This window comes from Streptomyces kurssanovii (assembly GCF_040677245.1).
GTDB classification, from domain to species: domain Bacteria; phylum Actinomycetota; class Actinomycetes; order Streptomycetales; family Streptomycetaceae; genus Streptomyces; species Streptomyces kurssanovii.
The window spans coordinates 29511-51155 of record NZ_JBFAQK010000052.1; the positions used below are offsets into that span (position 1 = coordinate 29511).

General features: G+C 70.3%; 21 protein-coding genes and 1 riboswitch. Of the genes, 8 read left to right on the forward strand and 13 right to left on the reverse strand.

Translation table 11 applies throughout. The features are described from left to right. Positions 1-47: 47 nt before the first annotated feature. From AB0K36_RS27190 to AB0K36_RS27205, 4 genes are all read right to left on the reverse strand, one after another. Positions 48-1091, reverse strand: a complete 1044-nt coding sequence (locus tag AB0K36_RS27190; RefSeq protein WP_364599393.1) for a C40 family peptidase — start codon at positions 1089-1091, stop codon at positions 48-50. 268 nt (positions 1092-1359) lie between these two features. Beyond that, the gene (locus tag AB0K36_RS27195; RefSeq protein ID WP_364599395.1) at positions 1360-2385 is read right to left on the reverse strand and encodes a C40 family peptidase; all 1026 of its coding nucleotides are present in this window, start codon (positions 2383-2385) and stop codon (positions 1360-1362) included. 322 nt (positions 2386-2707) lie between these two features. Next, entirely contained in the window at positions 2708-4072 is a 1365-nt protein-coding gene (locus tag AB0K36_RS27200) for an NYN domain-containing protein (RefSeq protein ID WP_364599397.1), read from the reverse strand. 37 nt (positions 4073-4109) lie between these two features. Beyond that, entirely contained in the window at positions 4110-4352 is a 243-nt protein-coding gene (locus AB0K36_RS27205) for a hypothetical protein (protein ID WP_037774904.1), read from the reverse strand. Positions 4353-4501: 149 nt separating this feature from the next. Between AB0K36_RS27205 and AB0K36_RS27210 the strand changes: the two genes are divergently transcribed. From AB0K36_RS27210 to AB0K36_RS27240, 7 genes are all read left to right on the forward strand, one after another. Further along, complete coding sequence (locus AB0K36_RS27210) at positions 4502-5233, forward strand: rhomboid family intramembrane serine protease (protein ID WP_364599399.1); 732 nt, start codon at positions 4502-4504, stop codon at positions 5231-5233. After that, entirely contained in the window at positions 5230-5511 is a 282-nt protein-coding gene (locus tag AB0K36_RS27215; protein ID WP_065488891.1) for an Lrp/AsnC family transcriptional regulator, read from the forward strand. Before AB0K36_RS27210 ends, AB0K36_RS27215 begins: the two co-directional genes overlap by 4 nt. Before the next feature lie 153 nt (positions 5512-5664). Further along, positions 5665-5958, forward strand: coding sequence for a small hydrophilic protein (locus AB0K36_RS27220; protein ID WP_364599401.1), 294 nt, complete (start codon positions 5665-5667; stop codon positions 5956-5958). Between the two features lie 49 nt (positions 5959-6007). Next, positions 6008-7372 (forward strand): sensor histidine kinase, encoded by a 1365-nt coding sequence (locus AB0K36_RS27225; protein WP_364599424.1) that lies wholly within the window; start codon positions 6008-6010, stop codon positions 7370-7372. Further along, positions 7369-8028, forward strand: coding sequence for a response regulator transcription factor (locus tag AB0K36_RS27230; RefSeq protein WP_159692793.1), 660 nt, complete (start codon positions 7369-7371; stop codon positions 8026-8028). The genes AB0K36_RS27225 and AB0K36_RS27230 overlap by 4 nt, the downstream gene beginning before the upstream one ends. Before the next feature lie 86 nt (positions 8029-8114). Continuing rightward, the gene (locus tag AB0K36_RS27235; protein ID WP_364599403.1) at positions 8115-9545 is read left to right on the forward strand and encodes an SLC13 family permease; all 1431 of its coding nucleotides are present in this window, start codon (positions 8115-8117) and stop codon (positions 9543-9545) included. Beyond that, on the forward strand, positions 9542-10702 hold the full coding sequence (locus tag AB0K36_RS27240; protein ID WP_364599405.1) for a glycerate kinase family protein: 1161 nt from the start codon (positions 9542-9544) through the stop codon (positions 10700-10702). The genes AB0K36_RS27235 and AB0K36_RS27240 overlap by 4 nt, the downstream gene beginning before the upstream one ends. A gap of 1 nt (position 10703) precedes the next feature. Here AB0K36_RS27240 and AB0K36_RS27245 read toward each other — a convergent pair whose 3' ends face one another. The 6 genes from AB0K36_RS27245 to ctaE form a co-directional block, all read right to left on the reverse strand. Continuing rightward, the gene (locus AB0K36_RS27245; protein WP_364599407.1) at positions 10704-12092 is read right to left on the reverse strand and encodes an aminotransferase class V-fold PLP-dependent enzyme; all 1389 of its coding nucleotides are present in this window, start codon (positions 12090-12092) and stop codon (positions 10704-10706) included. Between the two features lie 213 nt (positions 12093-12305). Next, positions 12306-12423: riboswitch (SAM riboswitch) on the reverse strand. A gap of 75 nt (positions 12424-12498) precedes the next feature. Then, complete coding sequence (gene trpD / locus AB0K36_RS27250; protein WP_364599409.1) at positions 12499-13563, reverse strand: anthranilate phosphoribosyltransferase; 1065 nt, start codon at positions 13561-13563, stop codon at positions 12499-12501. Between the two features lie 138 nt (positions 13564-13701). Next, positions 13702-15327, reverse strand: a complete 1626-nt coding sequence (gene qcrB, locus AB0K36_RS27255; protein ID WP_364599411.1) for a cytochrome bc1 complex cytochrome b subunit — start codon at positions 15325-15327, stop codon at positions 13702-13704. Continuing rightward, a complete protein-coding gene (qcrA, locus tag AB0K36_RS27260; RefSeq protein ID WP_364599413.1) occupies positions 15324-16400 on the reverse strand; it encodes a cytochrome bc1 complex Rieske iron-sulfur subunit in 1077 nt (358 codons plus the stop codon). The genes qcrB and qcrA overlap by 4 nt, the downstream gene beginning before the upstream one ends. After that, positions 16397-17206, reverse strand: a complete 810-nt coding sequence (gene qcrC, locus AB0K36_RS27265; RefSeq protein WP_189475590.1) for a cytochrome bc1 complex diheme cytochrome c subunit — start codon at positions 17204-17206, stop codon at positions 16397-16399. Before qcrC ends, qcrA begins: the two co-directional genes overlap by 4 nt. A gap of 93 nt (positions 17207-17299) precedes the next feature. Beyond that, positions 17300-17920, reverse strand: coding sequence for an aa3-type cytochrome oxidase subunit III (gene ctaE, locus AB0K36_RS27270; protein ID WP_005318575.1), 621 nt, complete (start codon positions 17918-17920; stop codon positions 17300-17302). Positions 17921-18102: 182 nt separating this feature from the next. Between ctaE and AB0K36_RS27275 the strand changes: the two genes are divergently transcribed. Further along, positions 18103-18504: a DNA-binding transcriptional response regulator gene (locus AB0K36_RS27275; RefSeq protein WP_189475592.1), complete on the forward strand. Its 402-nt coding sequence runs from the start codon at positions 18103-18105 to the stop codon at positions 18502-18504. Positions 18505-18520: 16 nt separating this feature from the next. On the opposite strand, the gene AB0K36_RS27280 is transcribed toward AB0K36_RS27275, so the two are convergent. The 3 genes from AB0K36_RS27280 to AB0K36_RS27290 all read right to left on the reverse strand — a co-directional run. After that, entirely contained in the window at positions 18521-19774 is a 1254-nt protein-coding gene (locus AB0K36_RS27280) for a L,D-transpeptidase (protein WP_364599416.1), read from the reverse strand. A gap of 118 nt (positions 19775-19892) precedes the next feature. Continuing rightward, positions 19893-20291 (reverse strand): cytochrome c oxidase subunit 4, encoded by a 399-nt coding sequence (locus AB0K36_RS27285; RefSeq protein WP_005318569.1) that lies wholly within the window; start codon positions 20289-20291, stop codon positions 19893-19895. Further along, a partial coding sequence (locus tag AB0K36_RS27290; protein ID WP_364599418.1) for a cytochrome c oxidase subunit I occupies positions 20288-21645 on the reverse strand: 1358 nt, incomplete at its 5' end. The genes AB0K36_RS27290 and AB0K36_RS27285, both read right to left, overlap by 4 nt.

Genomic DNA, 21645 nt, shown 5'->3' on the forward strand with positions numbered 1-21645 from the left:
CGGTTCGGGAAGGGGCGGGGAGGGGAGAAACCCGCCGCAGGCGCGACCTACACCCGCGTCACCGCGTACACCGGCATCATCCCCACCGGGTCGTACCGCACCGCCGCCCCCGGATACGGCGCGTGGACCACCTGCCCGTTCCCCACGTACATCCCGACATGGCTCGCGTCGCTCCGGTACGTGACGATGTCGCCCGGCCGGGCCGCCGAGAGGGGCACGCGGGTGCCCGCGTGCGCCTGGGCCTGGGAGGTGCGCGGGAGGCCCACTCCCGCCTGGGCGTAGGACCACTGCACGAGGCCGGAGCAGTCGAAGCCGGAGGGCCCGGTGGCGCCCCACACATAGGGGCGGCCGACCGCGCCGCGCGCCGCCGCCATGGCCGCCGCCGCATGCGGGGAGGCGGCGGGGAGACCGGGCAGTGCGGCCATGCCGGCCAGGTCGTCGCGGCCGGAGCGCGAGGACCGGTCGTACGCCTCCCGTTCCTCGGCCGGCAGCGCGTTCAGCAGACGCCTGGCCTCGCCGAGCTTGCGTTCCACGGTGCGCTTGTGGCGGGCCACGGCGCTTCTGCTGCGCTCCAGTTCGGCCAGGTCGTGCGCGGCCTCCCTGCGCTCCTGGCCGAGGTCGCGCTGCTCGCGGCGGAGGTCGGTCAGCGCGGCGGAGTGGCGTTCGGTGATGCGGTCCAGCCTCGCCGCCGCGTCGAGGTAGCCGTCCGGGTCCTGGGAGAGCAGCAGCGCCAGCGCCGGGTCGATGCCGCCGGAGCGGTACTGGGCGCCTGCCACGGAGCCGAGTGCTTCGCGCATCCGGTTGATCCGTTCCTGGCCGCGGGCCACCCTGTCCTGCGCGTGCCCGACCTGTTCGTGGAGCTCCTCGACGCGCTCACCCGCGGCGTTGAAGCGCTCCGTGGCCCGTTCGGCCTCCTGGTAGAGCCGGTCGACCCTGGCCCGGGTCGCCTCCGCGCCGGTTCCCGGCTCGGCGCCGGCCGGTGCGGCACCGGCGCCGAGGGCGGCGGCGGCCGTGGCCGCCGCGGCGGACAGGACGGTGCCCCGGGCACTCCGTGTGAGGCCGGGTTGTGAGGGTCGGCGGTGGGACACCACGTGCCGCGCTCCCTTCCGCATGACGTTCGCAGCGGTTCACCGGGACTTCCGGGGAACCGGGTTCGATGCGCGGCAGAGAGTAACCGGGTGAACACGAGGTGACCAAAGACCCCGGCGGGCACGAAGAGTGACGCCCCGCCGGAGACCACAGGTCACCGGCGGGGCGTCGCGTCAGTATGAAAGGGACGAATTCCCCCGTTCGGGCGGGTGTGAGGACCCGCCGAACGATCCGTCCGACTGCCTGACCGGCAGTCCGTCCGACCGTGCGTCAGATACGTACGCCGAACTGGAACGGCATGTTGTTGATCGACTCGTAGCGCACGTTGGTGCCGCTGCGCGGGGCGTGCAGCACCTGGCCGTTGCCCGCGTAGAAGCCGACGTGGTGCAGGTCGCCGTAGAAGATGACCAGGTCGCCCTGCTTCAGCTGGCTCTGCGAGTAGATGCGGGTGCCGGCGTTGGCCTGCGCCTGCGAGGTGCGCGGGATGGAGACGCCGGCCTGGGCGAACGCCCAGGAGGTGAGGCCCGAGCAGTCGAAGGAGTTCGGGCCGGACGCGCCGTAGACGTACGGCTTCCCTATCTGGGACTGCGCGGCGGCGAACGCGGCGGACGCGCGCTGCGAGGCGGGCACGGCCGGGCCGAGGTCGACACGGGCGCTGGCGCGGTTCGCGCGGCTCTCGTCGGCGGCGAGCGCGGCGCGCTCGGCGGCGGTGAGGGAGTTCAGCAGCCGCTGCGCTTCCGCGAGCTTGCCCTGAACCTCCTTCTTCTTCTCGCCGAGCGTCTTGCGGGTCTCGGCCAGGTCGCCGAGCTTGCTCTGGGCCTCCTGGCGCTGCTGCGCGAGGGTGCGCTGCTTGGACTGGATCTCCTGGATCGCCTCGGTCTGCTTGGCGCCGAGCTGGTCCAGCGCGGAGGCCTTGTCGAGGTAGGTGTCCGGGTCACCGGAGAGGAAGAGCTGCACGGAGGGGTCGATGCCACCGGTGCGGTACTGCGCACTGGCCACCGAACCCAGGCTGTCCCTCAGGGTGTTGAGCTCGTCCTGCCCGCGGGCGACCTTGTCCTGCAGCGCGTCGATCTGCTCGTCGAGCTTCTCCTGCTGCTCCTTGGCCCCGTTGTACTTCTCGGTGGCCTTCTCCGCCTCTTCGTAGAGCTTGTCGACCTTCTCCTTGACCTCGCTCTTGCTCGGCTTCGGGTCGGCCTGGGCGGTCTGGGCGGTCAGGGCGACGGCCGCTGCGGCGGTCGCGGTGAGCACGGTCACGCGGGTGCGGCTCGGCTGCTTGGGACGACGGTGGGACGCCACGAAGGCGAGCTCCTTCTTCCTCGAGCCGCCTACCGGGCAGTGGGGGGACGCGAATCCCCGGCGTCCGCGCATCGGGTCCCTGGGGGAAATGGGGTCGAACTGCACGAACTCGGCGGTTCCTTCGCTGTCGCCCCGGATGGGCGATCAACCGCGCGAAGGTTCGAGCCCCGACCTTAGTGACCTTCTTGTGATCACTTCAAATCCTCACGGGGAAAATCTTACCCAGGGAGCTCATTCTTTACTCTCATCACACGTGTAGTGATGGAGACTTGACGCAGCGTCCCACCTGCGGAGACCCGAAATCGGTCATATGCCGCGGGAGTTACGAGACGCGCGAAAGCCGCTTCAGCAACAAGGCGGACGCGACCGGCCTGGCGCCCGCCTTCGCGACGCCGTCGGCCACTTCCCGGTCGGTGGAGACGACCACCACGGGCCGGCCGGGCGGCTCCGCCCGCACCAGCTGACGGATCAGTTCGTCCGCCGTCACGCCCGCCTTGGAGAACAGCACCCGCACCCCGCGAGGCGGCGCCAGCAGCACCGGAGCGGCCAGCTCCGCCCCGTCGAACACGCACGTGATCTCGGCGCCCGTCCGGGCGGCGAGCATCGACAGGCCGCCCAGCAGCCGCAGCCGCTGCTTCTCCAGCGGCATCGTCGGATAGCCGGTCTTCGTGACGTTGTAGCCGTCGACGACGAGGTGGGCCTGCGGCAGCGCCAGCAGCTGGTCGAGGAGGGCGGGGTCCGTCTCGGAGAGCGCCCGTGCCGCGATGTCCTTGGGCGACATCCGCCCCGGTTCCACGGCGTCCACCGTGTCGGCCGGGTGCATGCCCGCGGGCGGCAGGGCCAGCTCCCGGCGCAGCCCCTGGGCCGCGTCGAGCACCGTGTCCAGGAGCAGCCGCAGCCGCATGTCCTCGACGGAACGGCCCTCGCGGGCGGCCCGGCGTCCCGCCTCGACCGCCGCCTCCGCCTCCGCGAGGCGTGCCTTGAGCCGCCGCGTCTCGCTCTCGGCGGCCGATACCTGGGCCGCGGCCTGGGCCCGGACGCCGTCGATCTCGGCGTCCCGGTGGCGCAGGGCGGCCTCGCCCCGTTTCAGATCGGCCTGGGCGCTGCGCAGCTTGCGGTGCAGCGACTCGTTCTCCTTGCGGGCGCTGTCGAGTTCGGCGCGCAGCCGCTCGGTCTCGGTTCTGATCTGGTCGCGGGCATGGGCCAGTTCCTCGCGCAGCCGGTCGAGCTCGCGCCGGCCGGCCTCGTCGGCGCGCTCGGCGTCGGCCCGCTGGGCCTCCTCGCCGGCGGCGGCGACCATCTTGACCCAGCCGGCGGGGCGCAGCACATAGGCGGCCGCCGCCACGTCGGCCGGGTCCGCGGCGGCGGGCGGCGATCCGGACTCGAGTGCCTTGACCAGCTCGGGCTGGGCCTTGCCGAGCCGTTCGCCGATGCGCTGGCGGAAGAGGGGGTCTCCCTCGAGTGCGGCGGCCATCGCGTTCCCGGCGAACTTGGCGCGCCGGGTGGGGGTGAACCGGGCGTACTGCCGGAGCTGTGCGGGCAGTTCGGCGACGGTCAGGCCGCCGAAGGCGTCGGAGACAAGAGCGACGACCCGTCGCCTCACACCTTCCGGCAGCGGGCGGTCGAGCGCCTCGGCGGCGTCACCGGCCGCACCGGCCGGCCCGCCGCCGTTCTCAGGCTGCTCCACGATCCGTCACCCCTACCACCCATGGGGGCCGCTCCGTTCAGGAACCGGCTCCCGGCCTGTCCACCAGCTCGATCTGGTCCACCGCGTTGCACCAGCGGCAGCGGACCGACTCGATGGTCTCACTGACGACCTCGCGCTCCTCCACGGTCGGCTCGCCCGCCAGGTCCAGATGGACGTACTCGACGACCTTCGACGAGCGTGTGACGTCGAAGCGCGTCAGATTGCCACAGAGCGTGCAGCGCCACCTGGTATCGGCGGTCGGCGAGGGAACCGTCGTCATCGTGCCGTCCTCTTGTCTCATGCGGATGCGGTACCGCGGTGCGCCGTCGAACTGCGGATGTACTGCCTGTAACCCTACGGCCTCGCGGGTACCCGATGTCGCGGCGAGGCACTCTGTACCGTTCGGTCCTGCTACGCCATGCTCTGTCCATGATCAGTTGGTGGGGCACGGCCAGGGAAGCGCTCAGGAACGCGGCCGCGGGGCCCGCGGTGACGTACGGCCTGATCGCGGTCTGCTGCGCGATCTTCGTCATCAGCCCGGTGTCCGGACTCAACCCCGTGTACGGCCTCGGTGACCGGCTGCTCGTCGCCCAGGCGGGGTACTTCGAACGCTGGGGCGTGATCCCCGCCGAGCTGACGGCCGGCTCCCCGGGCGCCCTGCTGACTCCGCTCACCGCGCTGTTCGTGCACGGCAGTTGGCTGCATCTACTGGGGAACATGCTGTTCCTGTTCGTCTTCGGCGCCATGGCCGAGGAGCGGATGGGGCAGCTGGAGTTCGTGCTCTTCTACATCGGCGCCGGCTGCCTCGCGCTGCTCGCCTTCGCGGTCGTCAACGCCGACTCCGAGCAGACGCTGGTAGGGGCCTCCGGGGCGATCTCCGCCGTCCTCGGGGCGTTCCTCTTCCTCTTCCCGAGGGCACGGGTGACGAGCCTGTTCCCCTTCCTTTTCTTCCTGCCGCTGCGTTTCCCCGCATGGGCGGTGCTGATCTTCTGGTTCGTCCTCCAGTGGCTGGCCGCCAGGGGCGCCGGCAGCGGGCCGGGCGTCGCGTATCTGGCGCACCTGGTCGGCTTCGGGGCGGGCTTCGTCTACGCGTGGGGCCGCTACGGGCGTGGGACTAGAGTGAACGCATCCGCAGCGACCGAGGGAGAAAGCCAGCCGTGATCACCGCGATCGTGCTCATCAAGACCAGCGTGGACCGCATCCCCGAGATCGCCGAGTCGATCGCCGCGCTGGACAGCGTCAGCGAGGTCTTCTCCGTCACCGGCACCTACGACCTGATCGCCATGGTGCGCGTGGCCAGGCACGACGACCTGGCGGACGTGATCCCCGGCCGGATCAGCAAGATCCCCGGTGTCGAGGGGACCGATACGCACGTCGCCTTCCGCACCTACTCGCAGCACGACCTGGAGGCGGCGTTCGCCATCGGGCTGGACGCGTAGGACCGGTCCGGCGGGCCGGGCCCCCCGGGCGTGCGGACCCGGGCCGGGGCGCCCCGCGGGCCGTTCACGGCCGGGGGCACTGCGGGCCGTTCATGAAGGAATCCTCATCTGCGCCTCATCCGGGCCTTCCGCCAGGACCCGAGGATGACCGGTATGGCTTTCACCCATCGCATGGCGACCCTCGCCGCCGTCGTCGCCATCCCGCTCGGTATCGCGGCCACCAGCTACGCCCTGACCGACGCCCCGGAAACGCCCCGGGTGCCGCCGGCCGTCGAGCTGGACGCCACTCCGCGTCCCGCCTCGCCCGCGCCGTCCGCCACCCCCGGCGGCAGCCCGTCGGGCGGCCCGAGCGGCACGCCGACGAGCCCGCGCCCCACCGGCGACGCCGTCGTGCCGGGTCCGGCGGCCACCGACGACGACGACGACGACACCGGTGAAGAGAACTGACCGCCGGATCTCCGCGCGGGTCCGCATCCTGCTCTGGCTGCTCCTGATGATGACGGTGGCCCTGGCGGCCGTCGCCACCACCACCCGGTCACTGCTGCTGCGGGACATCGATCACCGGATCAACCAGCTGCTCACCCAGGAGACCCAGGAATTCGGGAACTTCGTGCCCCAGGGCGTCGACCCGGACACCGGCCGCACCTTCACCGACCCGGAGAAGCTGCTGCGGGTCTTCCTTCAGCGCCAGTACTCCGATCCCGACGAGGAGCTGCTCGGGCTGACCCGCCCGGCCGGGCAGAGCCTCCACGTCATACGGCAGTCACGCGACATACGCGCCTCCGTCGCGCTGCACCCCGACCGGACCTCGCTGTCCGCGATCCTGGAGTCCAAGTCCTCCTCCGGCGTCCTCGACCGGCCGGCGGGTGAGGTGCGCTGGGCGAAGGTGACCATCGACTCCGCCCGGCCGGGTCACCCTGCGGCCTTCGTCGTCGCGTTCCACGCCGACGGTGAGCGGTCCATCGCCGACGACGCGTTCCGCACGCTGCTGGTGATCTCCGGTGTGGCGCTGCTGCTGACGACCGGCATCGGATGGGTGGTGGCCGGCCGCATCCTGGCACCCGTACGAGTGGTCCGGGCGACCGCCGAGCAGCTGACCGAGCAGGACCTGACCCAGCGGATCCCGGTCCAGGGCCGTGACGACATCGCCGCGCTCGCCGAGACCTTCAACGCCATGCTCGACCGGCTGGAACGGGCCTTCGCGGGCCAGCGGCAGTTCGTCGACGACGCCGGACACGAGCTGCGCACCCCGATCACCATCGTGCGCGGCCATCTGGAGGTCATGGGCGACGATCCGGCCGAGCAGCGCGAGACGGTCCGTCTGGTCACCGACGAACTCGACCGGATGAGCCGGATCGTGGAGGACCTGCTCCTCCTGGCCAAGGCCGAGCGGCCGGACTTCATCCGTCCGGAGCCGGTGCAGCTCGGCGAGCTGACCGCCGACGTCTTCGTGAAGGCGCGGGCGCTGGGCGAGCGTGACTGGGTGCTGGACCAGGTCGCGGACCGCGAGGCGGTGCTCGATCCGCAGCGCATCACCCAGGCCATGGTGCAGCTGGCGCAGAACGCGGTGCAGCACACCGTCCCCGGCGCCCGGATACGGATCGGCTCCCGCGCGCTCGAGGACCGGCTGGAGCTGTACGTCGCCGACAGCGGGCCGGGTGTGCAGGAGCAGGACGCCGGGGTGATCTTCGAGCGCTTCCGGCGCGGTACCGCCCGGCGCGGCGCCCGTACCAGCGGCGCCGGGCTGGGCCTGTCCATCGTCCGGGCCATCGCGGAGGGGCACCGGGGCGGCCGCGTGGAACTGCGCCGCACCGACGGCGGAGGGGCGACTTTCGTACTCGTCATGGAGGACGCGCTGTGAACCGCATTCTGATCGCCGAGGACGAGGAGCGGATCGCGTCCTTCGTCGAGAAGGGGCTGCGCTCCAACGGCTTCACCACCACGGTCGCCGCCGACGGCGACACCGCTCTCGGCCATGCCCTGTCCGGCGGCTTCGACCTGATGCTGCTGGACATCGGTCTGCCCGGCCGGGACGGCTTCACCGTGCTGCGCGAGCTGCGCGAGTCCCGGGTGACCCTGCCCGTAGTCGTGCTGACCGCCCGCGACTCGGTACGGGACACCGTCGCCGGTCTCGAGGGCGGCGCCGACGACTGGATGACCAAGCCGTTCCGCTTCGAGGAGTTGCTGGCGCGGGTACGGCTGCGGCTCCGTACCGCGGCCCGCGCCCCCGAGGTCACGGTCCTGCGCAGCGGCGACCTCGGTCTGGACCTGCGGACCCGCCGGGCGCGCGCGTCGGGGCGGACGGTGGACCTGACGGCACGTGAGTTCGTGCTGCTGGAGCTGTTCCTGCGCCATCCCGGCCAGGTGCTGTCCCGCGAGCAGATCCTCTCCCATGTGTGGGGCTACGACTTCGACCCCGGCTCCAACATCGTCGACGTCTACGTGCGGGCGCTGCGCAAGAAGCTCGGCGCCGAACGGCTGGAGACGGTACGGGGCATGGGCTACCGCATGCCGTAGAACCACGCAAAGGGTGCGCCCACGGATGAACTTTCCCTCATCCGCGGTTCATCGGCGGCTCACGGCCCGCTCCAAGACTGTTCGTCGTGACCCTCTCCCTCCGCCAGGCGGTCTGGCTGTGCGCGGCGCTCAGCGTCTGCGCGCTGCTCGCCGTCCCCACCGTCCTCCCGTCGCTGAACGGTGAAGCACGGCTCACTCTCGCCGTGTTCGCTCTCGCCACCTGCGCCTGGATCGCCGCGCCCGTCGACGACACCTACATCGCCCTCGGGGCGGGCCTGGCGCTCACCGCGACCGGCGTCATCAGCGCCGACACCCTCTTCGCCACCCTCGGTGACGAGACGGTCTGGCTGCTGATCTGCGCGTTCGTCCTGGCGGCCGCCGTCGCCAGGACAGGGCTGGCAGGGCGGGCGGCCGCGTTCCTGGTCGGCGGGGCGCGCACCGTACGGCAGTTGGTGCATCTGACGACCGCGGCGCTGGTGGTCACCGCGTTCGCGGTGCCCGCCACGTCGGGCCGGGCCGCGCTGGCCATGCCGGTGTTCCTCGCCCTCGCCAAGGCGCTCGCCGACCGGCGGCGGCTGGTGGTGATGCTGGCGCTGCTGTTCCCGACGGTGGTCCTGCTGTCGGCCGTCGCGACCCTCATCGGCGCGGGCGCGCATCTGATCACGGTGAGCGTGCTGTGGGAGCAGACCGGTGAGCGGCTCGGCTTCGTCGAATGGCTGCTGCTGGGTCTCCCGTTGGCGGTGGTCTCCTCCCACCTGGCGGCGGAGACCGTGCTGTTGACCACCACGTCGCGGGCGGAGCGCCAAGGGCCGGTCAGGATCACGCCCGCGCTGCTCCAGGAGCACTCCCCCACGGCGGTGACCGGTCCGCTGACCACCGCGGAGACACGGTGCCTGCTGTTGCTGGGCACGGTCGTGGCGCTGTGGTGCAGCGAGCCGCTGCACGGGGTGCCGCCGGCGGTGGTGGCCCTGATCGGCGCGGTGGTGGCGGCATCGCCGGCGCTCGGCACCGTACGGCTGAAGGACGGGCTGCGGACGGTGCCCTGGCCGTTGCTGCTGTTCATGGCCGCGACGACCGCGATGGGGGTGGCGCTGGCCGAGTCCGGGGCGGCCGGGTGGCTGGTGGGCGGGCTGCCCGGGGACCTGCCGGCGTGGCTGTTCCTCGCGGTGATCGTGGTGGTCAGCACCGCCGCGCACCTCGTGCTCCAGTCCCGTTCCGCCCGCTCGTCCGTGCTGGTACCGCTGGTGGTGGCCGCCGCCGTCGCCGCCGGGGTCAACCCCGTCGCCGCGGCGCTGGCGTCCACCGCCGCGGCGGGGTTCTGCCACACGCTGCCCGCCTCCGCCAAGCCGGTCACGCTCTTCGCCGACCCGCCGGACGGTGTGCCCACCTTCACCCCGCGCGATCTGCTGCGACTGTCCGGCCTCCTCGCGCCGCTCAGCGCCGCCGTCGTGCTGCTCTTCGCCCTCACCGTCTGGCCGCTGCTCGGCGTGCCCGTCCTTCTGGAGACCCAGCCATGAGCCGTACCCCCATCCGTATCGCCGTCGCACCCAGCGGTTTCAAGGAGTCCCTGACGGCCCGGGAGGCCGCGGAGTCGATCGCGGAAGGGCTGCGCAGGGTCGCGCCCGACGCCGAGATCGACCTCGTCCCGCTGGTCGACGGCGGCGAGGGCACGGCCGAGGCGCTGGCGGCGGCGACCGGCGGCCGGCTGGTGCGCCGCCGGGCCACGGGCCCGCTCGGCATTCCCGTACCGGCCCACTTCGCCCTGCTCGGCGACGGCACCGCGGTGGTCGAGATGGCCGCCGTCGCCGGGCTGGCCCTGGTGCCGCCGGACCGTCGGGACCCGGGCGGCACCACCACCTACGGTGTGGGCGAGCTGATCCGGGCGGCGCTGGACACCGGTGCCCGGCGGATCCTGGTCGGCTGCGGCGACTCGGGCACCTCCGACGGCGGGGCGGGCGCGCTCCAGGCCCTCGGCGTTCGGCTCCTGGACGACCAGGGGCATGAGCTGAGGCCGGGAGGAAGGGAGTTGACGCGTCTCGCGCGCATCGACGGCGCCGGCCTCGACCCGCGTACCGCCGCGGCCGAGATCCTGGTGGCCTGCAACCCCTACAACGTGCTGTGCGGCGAGCACGGCGTGGCCAGGGTCTTCGGCCCTCAGAAGGGCGCGAGCCCGGCGCAGGTCGAGGAGCTCTCGGCCGCGCTGGAACACTGGGCCACCCACCTCACCGCCGCCCTGCCGGCCACCGTCGACCTGCGGACCGCCCCCGGCACGGGCGCGTCGGGCGGGCTCGGCGCGGGGCTGGCCGCGCTCGGCGCGCGGCTGCTCCCCCGGTTCGACGTGCTGCTGGACCATGTCGACCTGGACGCCAGGCTGGCCCGCGCCGACCTGGTGATCACGGCGGAGGGGGCGCTCGACGGCCAGACCGTGCGGGGGAAGATCCCGGCCGAGGTGGCGCACCGTGCCAGGGCCGCCGGGGTGCCGGTGCTGGCTCTCGCCGGGACGCTCGGCCACGGCGTGCACGAGGTCAGGGCCGCGGGCGTGGACGCCTACGGGTCGATCGTGCCGGCGCCGGTTCCGCTGCCGGAAGCGCTGGACCGGGCCGGCGAGTTCCTCGCCGACGCGGCCGAACGCGCTCTGCGGATGGTGCTGCTGGGCACCCGGCTCGCGGCCTGAGTCAGCCGCGGTCGGGCACGCAACGCCCGTCCTCGGTGCGGTACTTCCACTGCGCGCCGTCGCGGACGAGCTCCCCCACGGCCCGCACGAACCTCTCCACGTGCTCGTCGGGGGTACCCGCACCGAAGCTGACCCGGATGGCGTTGAGCGACCTCTCCCCCGGCCCGGCCTCCGGGGCGCCGCACTCGCCGACGTCCTGCGGGTCGCTGCCGAGCAGGGTGCGCACCAGCGGGTGGGCGCAGAAGAGTCCGTCACGGACGCCGATGCCGTACTCGGCGGACAGGGCCGCGGCGAAGTGCGAGCTGTTCCAGCCGTCGACCACGAAGGAGAGGACACCGACGCGAGGGGCGTCGTCGCCGAACAGCGACAGCACCCGGACCTGCGGCACCTCGGCGAGCCCTTCGCGGACCTTCGCGATCAGGTGCTGCTCGCGGGCGACCAGCCGGTCGAAACCGGCCTCGGTGAGCGACTTGCAGGCGGCGGCGATCGAGTAGACGCCGATCACGTTGGGCGAGCCGGCCTCGTGCCGTGCGGCGGTGGTGTGCCACTCGACCTCCACCCCGCCGTCGGCACGGCGTGCGACGGTGCGCGAGGCGCCGCCGCCCGCGAGGTACGGCTCGGCCTCGCGCAGCCAGTCCGCCCGGCCGGCGAGCACACCGGAACCGAACGGCGCGTAGAGCTTGTGCCCGGAGAAGGCCACCCAGTCGACATCCAGCTCCTGGACGGACAGCGGGTGGTGGGGCGCGAGCTGGGCGGCGTCGAGCACGATACGGGCGCCGTGCGCGTGGGCCGCCGCGGCGAGTTCGCGCACCGGCCACAGCTCACCGGTCACGTTGGACGCGCCCGTCACACAGACCAGCGCCGGGCCGTGCGGGTCGCGGTGGGCGAGCGCGTGCTCCAGCGTCCGCACCGCCTGACCGGGCGTGCGGGGCGCGTCGAGGTACGTCACCCGGGCGTCCCTCCACGGCAGCAGCGAGGCATGGTGCTCGGTCTCGAAGACGAACACCTCGCATCCGTCGGGCAGCGCGGCGGCCAGCAGGTTCAGCGAGTCGGTCGTCGACCGGGTGAAGACCACCTCGTCGCCGTCGCGGCAGCCGAGGAACTCGTGCACCACGGCCCGGCTGTTCTCGAACAGGTCGGTGGACAGCTGGGACAGGTACCCGGCGCCCCGGTGCACGCTGCCGTAGTACGGGGCGTACGCGGCCACGTCGTCCCACACCCGCTGCAGCGCCGGGGCGCTCGCCGCGTAGTCGAGGGCGGCGTAGGTGACTTCGCCGCCGGTGACCAGCGGGACGGTGACGTCCCGGCCGAGGACCGGCAGCGGGGCACAGAGGGACGGGTCGGCGGCGTCGGCGACAGCGGTCTCGGCGGCGTTCGGGTACACGGACATGGCGGTATCTCCCAGCTGGGGCCCCCACCGAAGGCAGGGGGAGAAAGACGAATCGGCTTCAGAACCCGGATACGGGATCGCCTCGGCACACGGCGACGCCGTGCGGAGGGTGGTGAAGAAGGGGCGGAGACGCCCTATCGCATTCGCTTGCTCACGAGACTGCTCCCTTGAGGACCAGGACCCCAGGGACGCGGCGGTCGATGACGCCGCGGGGGTCCGCGCTTGCCACAGACCTCGCTGCCTGCGGCCTGGTCTTCACCCGGGGCACCCCGCCACGGACGGAGGGTTGCCGGACAGCGGGCCGGGGCCGTAATCGCTGTCACTCATGACCTTGGCCAGCATCCTGCCACACGTCGCGGCGGACGCAAGGGCGCGGTCCATCATCCGGACCGCGCCCCGGGCCGTGCTACGCGTTGCTGGCCTCGACCCAGCGCTCCAGCGCGGCCCTCGCCGCGCCGGAGTCGATCGACCGTGCCGCCCGTGCCACACCGGCCGCCAGCTGCTCGTTCAGCGTGCCGTCGGTCGGCTCCAGGGCCGCCAGCGCCGCCGCGGAGTTGAGCAGCACGGCGTCCCGTACGGGCCCGGTCTCGCCGCCCAGCAACCGGCGCGCCACGTCGGCGTTGTACGACGCGTCCGCGCCCCGCAGCGCCTCGACCGGGACCAGCTCGATGCCGATGTCCCGCGGATCGAAGGTCTCCTCGCGCACGGCGCCGTCCCGCACCACCCAGACATGGGAGGTCGAGGTGGTCGTCAGTTCGTCGAGCCCGTCGTCACCGCGGAAGACCAGTGCGGAGGAGCCGCGCTCCGCCAGCACCCCGGCCATGATCGGCGCCATCCGGGCGTCGGCGACGCCGGTCGCCTGCGCGGTCACCTTCGCCGGGTTGGTGAGCGGGCCGAGGAAGTTGAAGACCGTCCGGATGCCCAGTTCCTTGCGGGCCATGGCGACGTGCCGCAGCGCCGGGTGGAACTTCACGGCGAAGCAGAAGGTGATGCCGGCCTCGGCCGCGACCTCGGCCACCCGCCGCGGGGTCAGCTCCAGATTGACGCCGAGCTTCTCCAGGACGTCGGAGGCGCCGCTCGCGGAGGAGGCGGCGCGGTTGCCGTGCTTGACCACCTTCGCGCCCGTACCGGCGACGACGATCGCGGACATGGTGGAGATGTTGACGGTCTTGGCGCCGTCGCCGCCGGTGCCGACGATGTCGACACCTCCCCCGGGCACCTCGATCAGGTTGGCGTGGCGGTACATCGTCCGCACCAGACCGGTGATCTCCTCCACCGTCTCGCCCTTCGCGCGCAGGGCGACCGCGAAGCCGGCGATCTGCGCGTCGGTGGCCTCGCCGCTGAGGATCCGGTCCATGGCCCACGCCGTCGCGTCCGCGCTCTGGTCGCGGTTCTCGAGGAGGGCGTTCAGCACGCTCGGCCAGGAGTGGGCCGCCACGCTGTCGCCGCCTACTGGGGTCACAACGTTCATGGTCCGCTCCAGGGTCCACAAGCCGACAGGGGTGGATACCACCCTATCCAGCCCCGGGCACGGCGAAGGGCCCCGTCCATCGAGTGGACGGGGCCCTTCGCTGTGGCGACGGGTCTGCCGGACGTGTCCGTCGGACGATCAGTGGTGGCCGTGGCCGCTCGTGATCTCCTTGTACTCGTCCGCGGTGGCCTTGTCGATCTGGTTGTGCTCGCCGTAGTAGCTCTTGCTGAGCCTGGCGCGCAGCCTCTCCGTGAGCTTCACCTTGCGGCGGACGCCGTTCTCGTCGACGGTCGGGCCGATCTCCGCGGGCTTGTACTGCTCGTGCGCGGTGAGCTTGTACAGGTCGCCCTGTGCCAGCGGCTCGTGCACCTCGACGAACTCACCGTGCGGCAGGCGCTTGATGATGCCGGACTCGCGTCCGTGCAGCACCTTGTCCTTGTCGCGCCGCTGCAGACCCAGGCAGATCCGCTTGGTGATGATGAACGCGAGGACCGGTCCGACGAAGTACGTGATGCGCACGAACCAGGTGATCGCGTTGATCGACAGGTGGAAGTGCGTCGCGAAGATGTCGTTTCCGCCACCCAGCAGCATGATCACGTAGCCGGTGACCCAGGCGACACCCAGCGCGGTCCGCGTCGGAGCGTTGCGCGGACGGTCCAGGATGTGGTGCTCGCGCTTGTCGCCCGTGATCCACGACTCGATGAACGGGTAGACCGCGAGCACCGCGAGGACGACACCGAAGAGGACCAGCGGGACGAACACACCGAGGACCAGCGTGTGGCCCCACAGGTTGATCTCCCAGCCGGGCATCACTCGGACGAGGCCCTCGGCGAAGCCCATGTACCAGTCGGGCTGGGCGCCGGTGGACACATGGTCCGGACGGTACGGACCGAGCGCCCACACCGGGTTGATCGTGAACATGCCCGCGATCAGCGCGATGACACCGAAGACCAGGAAGAAGAAGCCGCCGGCCTTGGCCATGTACACCGGGAGCAGCGGCATGCCGACGACGTTCTTGTTCGTACGGCCGGGACCCGCGAACTGGGTGTGCTTGTGGTAGAAGACCAGGATCAGGTGGGCCACCACGAGCCCGAGCATGATGCCCGGCAGCAGCAGGATGTGGATCGAGTAGAACCGCGCCACCATGTCGTGGCCCGGGAACTCCCCGCCGAACAGGAACATCGACAGGTAGGTGCCGACGATCGGCGTCGCCAGGATCGCGCCCTGCGTGAAGCGGACACCGGTGCCGGAGAGCAGGTCGTCCGGGAGCGAGTAACCGGTGAAACCGGTGAACATGCCGAGGACGAACAGCAGGAAGCCGAACAGCCAGTTGATCTCACGCGGCTTGCGGAACGCGCCCGTGAAGAACACGCGCATCATGTGCACGAACATCGCGGCGAGGAAGATCAGCGCGGCCCAGTGGTGGATCTGCCGGATCAGCAGACCACCGCGGACGTCGAAGCTGATGTCCAGGGTCGAGGCGTACGCCTCGGTCATCCGGATGCCCTGCATCGGCACGTACGAGCCGTGGTACTCGATCTCGTTCATGCTCGGGTGGAAGAACAGCGTCAGGTACACACCCGTGAGGATGATGATGATGAAGCTGTAGAGCGCGATCTCACCGAGCATGAAGGACCAGTGGTCCGGGAAGATCTTGCGCATGTTGGCCTTGGCCAACGAGTAGATCCCGAGCCTGCCGTCCGCCCAGTCGGCCACCCGCTCGCCGGCGGGCGCCTTCTTCTTCGTATCCGTTGCAGTGCTCATCCGCGCTCCCAGAAGGCAGGACCGACGGGCTCTTCGAAGTCGCCGAGCGCCTCGAGGTTGCCCTCGGCGTTCACACCGATCCGCAGCTGCGGAAGCGGGTGACCGGCCGGACCGAAGATGACGCGGGCGCCGTCGGAGAGGTCGAAGGTGGACTGGTGGCACGGGCAGAGGACGTGGTGCGTCTGCTGCTCGTACAGGCTGATCGGGCAACCGACGTGCGTGCAGATCTTCGAGTAGGCCACGATGCCGTCGTGGGACCACTCGAGCTCACGCTTGTCCTTGATGTCCTCCGGCTGGAGCCGGACGATCATCACGGCCGCCTTGGCGATCTCGGTGTTGAAGTTGTGGTCGCTCTCCTTCAGGCCCTCGGGCATGACGAAGGTCAGCGAACCCACCGATACGTCCTCGGGACGCAGCGGCTCGTTGGTGTTCATGTTGATGAGCTGCTTGCCCTTGGCCCACAGCGTCTTGCGGAGCTTGTCCTCGGGCAGCGGGCCGAGCTCGCGCAGCAGGACCACACCGGAGAGCGGCACCATGGCCAGCGCGCCGAACATGGTGTTGCGGATCAGCTTGCGCCGTCCGATCGCGGACTCCCGGGCACCGTCCGCGAAGTCGGCCATGACCTTGGCCTTGACCTCGGGCTCGGCCTCGATCGCGTGCCGGTCGTCGGCGACCTCCACGTCGGACATCAGGGTGCGCGCCCAGTGGACGGCGCCCGCGCCGATGCAGAAGAGCGCCAGGCCCAGCGTCACACCCAGCGAGAAGTTCAGCGCGCTGATGTGCCCGAACGGCCAGATGTAGACGATCTTGTCGACCGGGAAGATCACGAAGGCGGCGATGAAGCCGATCGTGGCCAGCATCGACAGCGTGAACATGAAGGCGACGGCGCGCTCCGAGCGCTTGGCGGCCCGCTCGTCGATGTCCTGGATGCGCGGCTTGTGGGCCGGCAGTCCCGGGTCGGCGAACGGATCGTCGTGGCGCTCCGCGACGGTGGTGCTGCCACCGTGGGCCGCGTCGTGCGCGGCGCCCTGCTCTGCGGGCAGGTTCTCTTCTGGAATGTCTTGGCTACTCATGACTTCTTGGCCTTAGCGGTGTGGGCCGCGACCCAGATGGCAACAGCGATCAGCGAACCGAGACCGAAGATCCAGCCGAACAGACCCTCACTGACGGGGCCCAGGCCACCCAGCGCGAAGCCGCCGGGCGTCGGCGTGTCTTCGCCGTTCACGGTCTTGACGTACGCGATGATGTCCCGCTTCTGCTGCTCGGGCATCGTGGTGTCGGGGAAGGAGGGCATGTTCTGCGGGCCGGTCTGCATGGCCTCGTAGAGGTGCTTGGGGCTGACCCCTTCCAGACTCGGGGCGTACTTGCCCTCGGTCAGCGCGCCGCCCTCACCGGTGAAGTTGTGGCACTGGGCGCAGTTGTTGCGGAACAGTTCGCCACCCTTGGCGATGTCCGCGCCCTCCGGGCTGTACTGCTTCTCGGTCGGCGTGATCGGACCTGCGCCCAGGGAGGCGACGTAGGCCGCGAGCTGGTCGATCTCGGCCTGCGTGTAGATGTTCTTCTTCTTCGGCACCTGAGCGCCGGGCTGCTGGGCGGGCATGCGCCCCGTGCCGACCTGGAAGTCGACGGCGGCGGAGCCGACACCGACCAGGGACGGGCCGTCTGAGGTGCCCTGACCGCCGGTTCCGTGGCAGCTTGCGCAGCCGACGGTGTAGAGCTTCTGCCCCTCCTTGATGGCGAGGGACTGGGCGGTTGTGTCGGCCTGCGCCTTGTCCGCGGGTGCGAACGCGGCGTACAGCCCCCCAGTGGCCGCCAGCGCGAGGAGTAGGACGACGACCGCCGCCAGCGGATGGCGTCGTCGTGCGGAGAGCTTTTTCACGGATTACCCCGGTGTCAGGATCTTCTGCGTCGATGCTTCTGGACTGTGTCTGCTTCAGGCGGCGTCCGCTCGGGGACGAACCGCCCGCGCCGATTACTTGATCATGTAGATCGTGGCGAAGAGGCCGATCCAGACGACATCGACGAAGTGCCAGTAGTAGGACACGACGATGGCGGCGGTTGCCTGCTCATGGGTGAATCTCCTGGCCGCGTAGGTCCTTCCCAGGACCAGCAGGAAGGCGATGAGACCGCCCGTCACGTGCAGGCCGTGGAAACCGGTGGTCAGGTAGAACACCGAGCCGTACGGGTCCGACGAGAGGGAGAGCCCCTCGTGCTTGACCAGCTCGGTGTACTCGAAGACCTGACCGCCGATGAAGATGGCACCCATCACGAATGTGATCACGAACCAGGTGCGGAGCTTCTTCACGTCGCCCCGCTCCGCGGCGAACACGCCGAGCTGGCAGGTGAGTGAAGAGAGCACCAGGATCGTGGTGTTGGTCGCCGAGAACGGGAAGTTCAGCGCATCGGCTTTCTCTGCCCAGAACTCGGCACCCGTCACCGATCGCAGGGTGAAGTACATCGCGAAGAGGGCCGCGAAGAACATCAGCTCGGAACTCAGCCAGATGATGGTTCCGACGCTGGTGAGGTTCGGTCGATTGACCGACGGGTGCGCGTGCCCGGTTTCTACTGTCGTTGCTGTCGCCACGACCGACATTATGTCGGTCGCTTATCCCGCCCTCACTCCGGGGGGTGCCGTTCGGAGTGTTCCCACTCCCCGCGGGGCGTTCCGGGGGAGCCGAACGGCCCATCGAAGGCGTGTCCGAACCGGTGTTGACAGGCAGTGGGACGGAGTAGCATCCGGCGCAACAAGCCTGATCGAACGAGTGCGGAGGAACCATGCAGTCGAGCGCCACGGTCCTGGTCTACAGCGACGACTCCAACACCCGCGAGCAGGTCAGGCTGGCGGCGGGGCGCAGGCCGGCCCCCGACGTTCCGCCGGTGCGGTTCGTGGAATGCGCGACCCTGCCCGCGGTCCTCAAGGCCCTTGACGAGGGCGGGATCGACGTCTGCGTCCTGGACGGCGAGACGGTTCCGGCGGGCGGTATGGGCGTGTGCCGGCAGATCAAGGACGAAGTCTTCGACTGCCCGCCGGTGCTGCTGCTGATCGGCCGCCCGCAGGACGCCTGGCTTGCCACCTGGAGCCGTGCGGAGGCGGCGGTGACGCTGCCGGTGGACCCGGTCGAGTTCGCCGCCTCACTGGCGGCCCTGCTGCGCAGCCGGCTCTCCATCGAGGCCTGACCACGCGAGCGGCCGGTCAGACCCGGGGACGCAGGCGGGCGGAGACCTCGGTGACGTTGCCGTCCGCCGCGTCGGAGCCGGCGACCAGGGCGCTGCCCTTGAGCCACTTGTCCCAGGACAGGTTCCAGTCGCCGAAGCCGTTACCGAACGTGTCCATCATGTCGCCGTAGCTGTTGACGACCTTGACGATGTCACCCTCCTGAACGGTCTTGTAGAACCATTCGGCGTTCTCCATGGACATCCCGGTGCAGCCGTGGCTGACGTTCGCCGAGCCCTGTGAACCGACCGACCAGGGCGCCGCGTGGACGTACTCGCCGCTCCAGGTCACCCGGGTCGCGTAGTAGACGGGCAGGTCGTAGGACTCGGAGCTGCCCTCGGCGATGCCGATACTGGTGCTGCGCATCCGTACGAAGTACTCCTTGCCCAGCACGACCTTGATGCCGTTGCGCGTGTCGAAGCCGGGCTTGCCGGTGGTGACCGGCATGGTCTTGATCACTTCTCCGTTGCGCATCACCGTCATGGTGTGCGACCCGGCGTCGGTGACGGCTTCGAGACGGTCACCGATGGTGATCTTCAGCGGCTTGGAGCGGCCGCCGTAGAGCTTGCCGGCGACCTTGACGCCCTGGAGGTTGCTGGTGGCGTTCACGACGGCCCCGGCGGGCCAGTAGTCCCTCGGGCGGTAGTGCAGCGTCTTGTCGTCGACCCAGTGCCAGGAACCCTCCACCGCGGGCTTCGAGGTGACCTTCAGGGCGCGTTCGACGACCGCCCGGCCCTTGCCGTCGCCGACGGCGAGGCTGAGCTTGGCCGTGATGGGCTGCCCCACGCCGTAGGTGCCGGCCTTGGGGCCGAACTCGGCGGTGAGTGAGCTCTTGGCGGGCGCCGTCTCGAAGAGCATGGTGCGCAGCCCCGGGGCGCCCTCGTCGTCCTCCGTGGAGACGCGGATGGTGTACTTCGCGCCGGCCGCGAGGGGGGCCGTGGAGCGCCAGCGGACGCCGTCCGCGGCGAGCTCGCCGGCGACGTAGTGGCCCGCTTCGTCCATGACCGTGACGTCCGTGATCCGGCCGCCGTCGCCCTTGGAGGTGACCTCCAGAGGCTTGTCGGGGTCCACCTTCGAGTCTGACCCGGCGTTGAAGCTCACCTGCCGCGCCGCGTCGTACGGCGCGGCGGACAGCGGGTGTCCGTCCGGTCCGCCGCAGGCGGTCGCGACCACACCGAGGGAGACGACCAGCGCGATGCAGCTGACGGCACGGATACGAGGCGTGTGGTTCATGAGCACACGCTATGAAGGATCGTCAGCCGCGGCGCGCGGGATGGCTCCGAACGAGTGAGCCCGGATCACCTCACTGGAGTGAGGTGACCCGGGCTCGTCCCGTGTGTCTCAGGCGTTGTTACTGGTTCTGGCTCTCACCGCGGTAGTACTCGAACACCCAGCCGAAGAGGCCGACCAGGATCACCGGCAGGGAGAAGTACAGCAGCCACCAGCCGAGCGCCACGCCGAGGAAGGCGAGCGCGCCGCCGATGCCCAGCGCGAGCGGCTGCCAGCTGTGCGGGGAGAAGAACCCCACCTCGCCGGCCTCGTCGGCCACGTCGGCTTCCTTGTTGTCCTGGGCCATGGCGTCCACCCGCCGGGCCGTGAAGGCCAGGTAGTAGCCGATCATGACGCTCAGGCCGAAAGCCAGGAAGAGCGCGGTGGTACCGGCAGGCTCCTTCGACCAGACGCCGTACAGGATGGCGACGGCCAGGATGAAGACGCTCAGCCAGAGGAACATCTTGCCCTGGATCTTCACTTGCTCTCCTCCTTGCCGACGGCCGCCACCGGGGCACCGTGGCCGCCGTCCTCGAGCTGGTCGAGAGCCGCGATCTCCGGGTGGTGCAGGTCGAACGCGGGCGATTCACTGCGGATGCGCGGCAGGGTGAGGAAGTTGTGCCGCGGCGGCGGGCAGGAGGTCGCCCACTCGAGCGAGCGGCCGTAGCCCCACGGGTCGTCGACCTCGACCTTCTTGCCGTACTTCGCCGTCTTCCAGACGTTGTACATGAAGGGGAGCATCGACAGGCCCAGCAGGAACGACGCGATCGTCGAGATCGTGTTCAGGGCGGTGAAGCCGTCGGCGGCGAGGTAGTCCGCGTACCGGCGGGGCATGCCCTCGGCTCCCAGCCAGTGCTGCACCAGGAACGTGCCGTGGAAGCCGATGAACAGCGTCCAGAACGTGATCTTGCCGAGTCGCTCGTCCAGCATCTTGCCCGTGAACTTCGGCCACCAGTAGTGGAATCCGGCGAACATCGCGAAGACCACGGTGCCGAAGACGACGTAGTGGAAGTGCGCGACGACGAAGTACGAGTCGGAGACGTGGAAGTCCAGCGGCGGCGACGCGAGGATGACACCGGTCAGGCCACCGAAGGTGAAGGTGACCAGGAAGCCGATGGTCCACAGCATCGGTGTCTCGAACGACAACGACCCCTTCCACATCGTGCCGATCCAGTTGAAGAACTTCACACCGGTCGGTACCGCGATGAGGAACGTCATGAACGAGAAGAACGGCAACAGCACGCCGCCTGTGACGTACATGTGGTGGGCCCACACCGTCACGGACAGACCGGCGATCGCGATCGTCGCACCGATGAGACCGATGTAACCGAACATCGGCTTACGGGAGAAGACCGGAATGATCTCCGAGACGATGCCGAAGAACGGCAGGGCGATGATGTACACCTCTGGATGGCCGAAGAACCAGAAGAGGTGCTGCCACAGCAACGCGCCGCCGTTGGAGGCGTCGAAGATGTGGGCGCCGAACTTGCGGTCCGCCTCCAGGGCGAACAGCGCCGCCGCGAGGACCGGGAAGGCGAGCAGGACCAGCACACCGGTCAGCAGCACGTTCCAGGTGAAGATCGGCATCCGGAACATCGTCATGCCGGGAGCGCGCATGCAGATGATCGTGGTGATGAAGTTGACCGAGCCGAGGATCGTGCCGAAGCCGGAGAAGGCCAGACCCATGATCCACATGTCGGCGCCGACACCCGGCGAACGGACCGCGTCCGACAGCGGGGAGTAGGCGAACCAGCCGAAGTCGGCCGCACCCTGCGGGGTGAGGAAGCCGGCGACCGCGATCAGCGAGCCGAAGAGGTACAGCCAGTACGCGAACA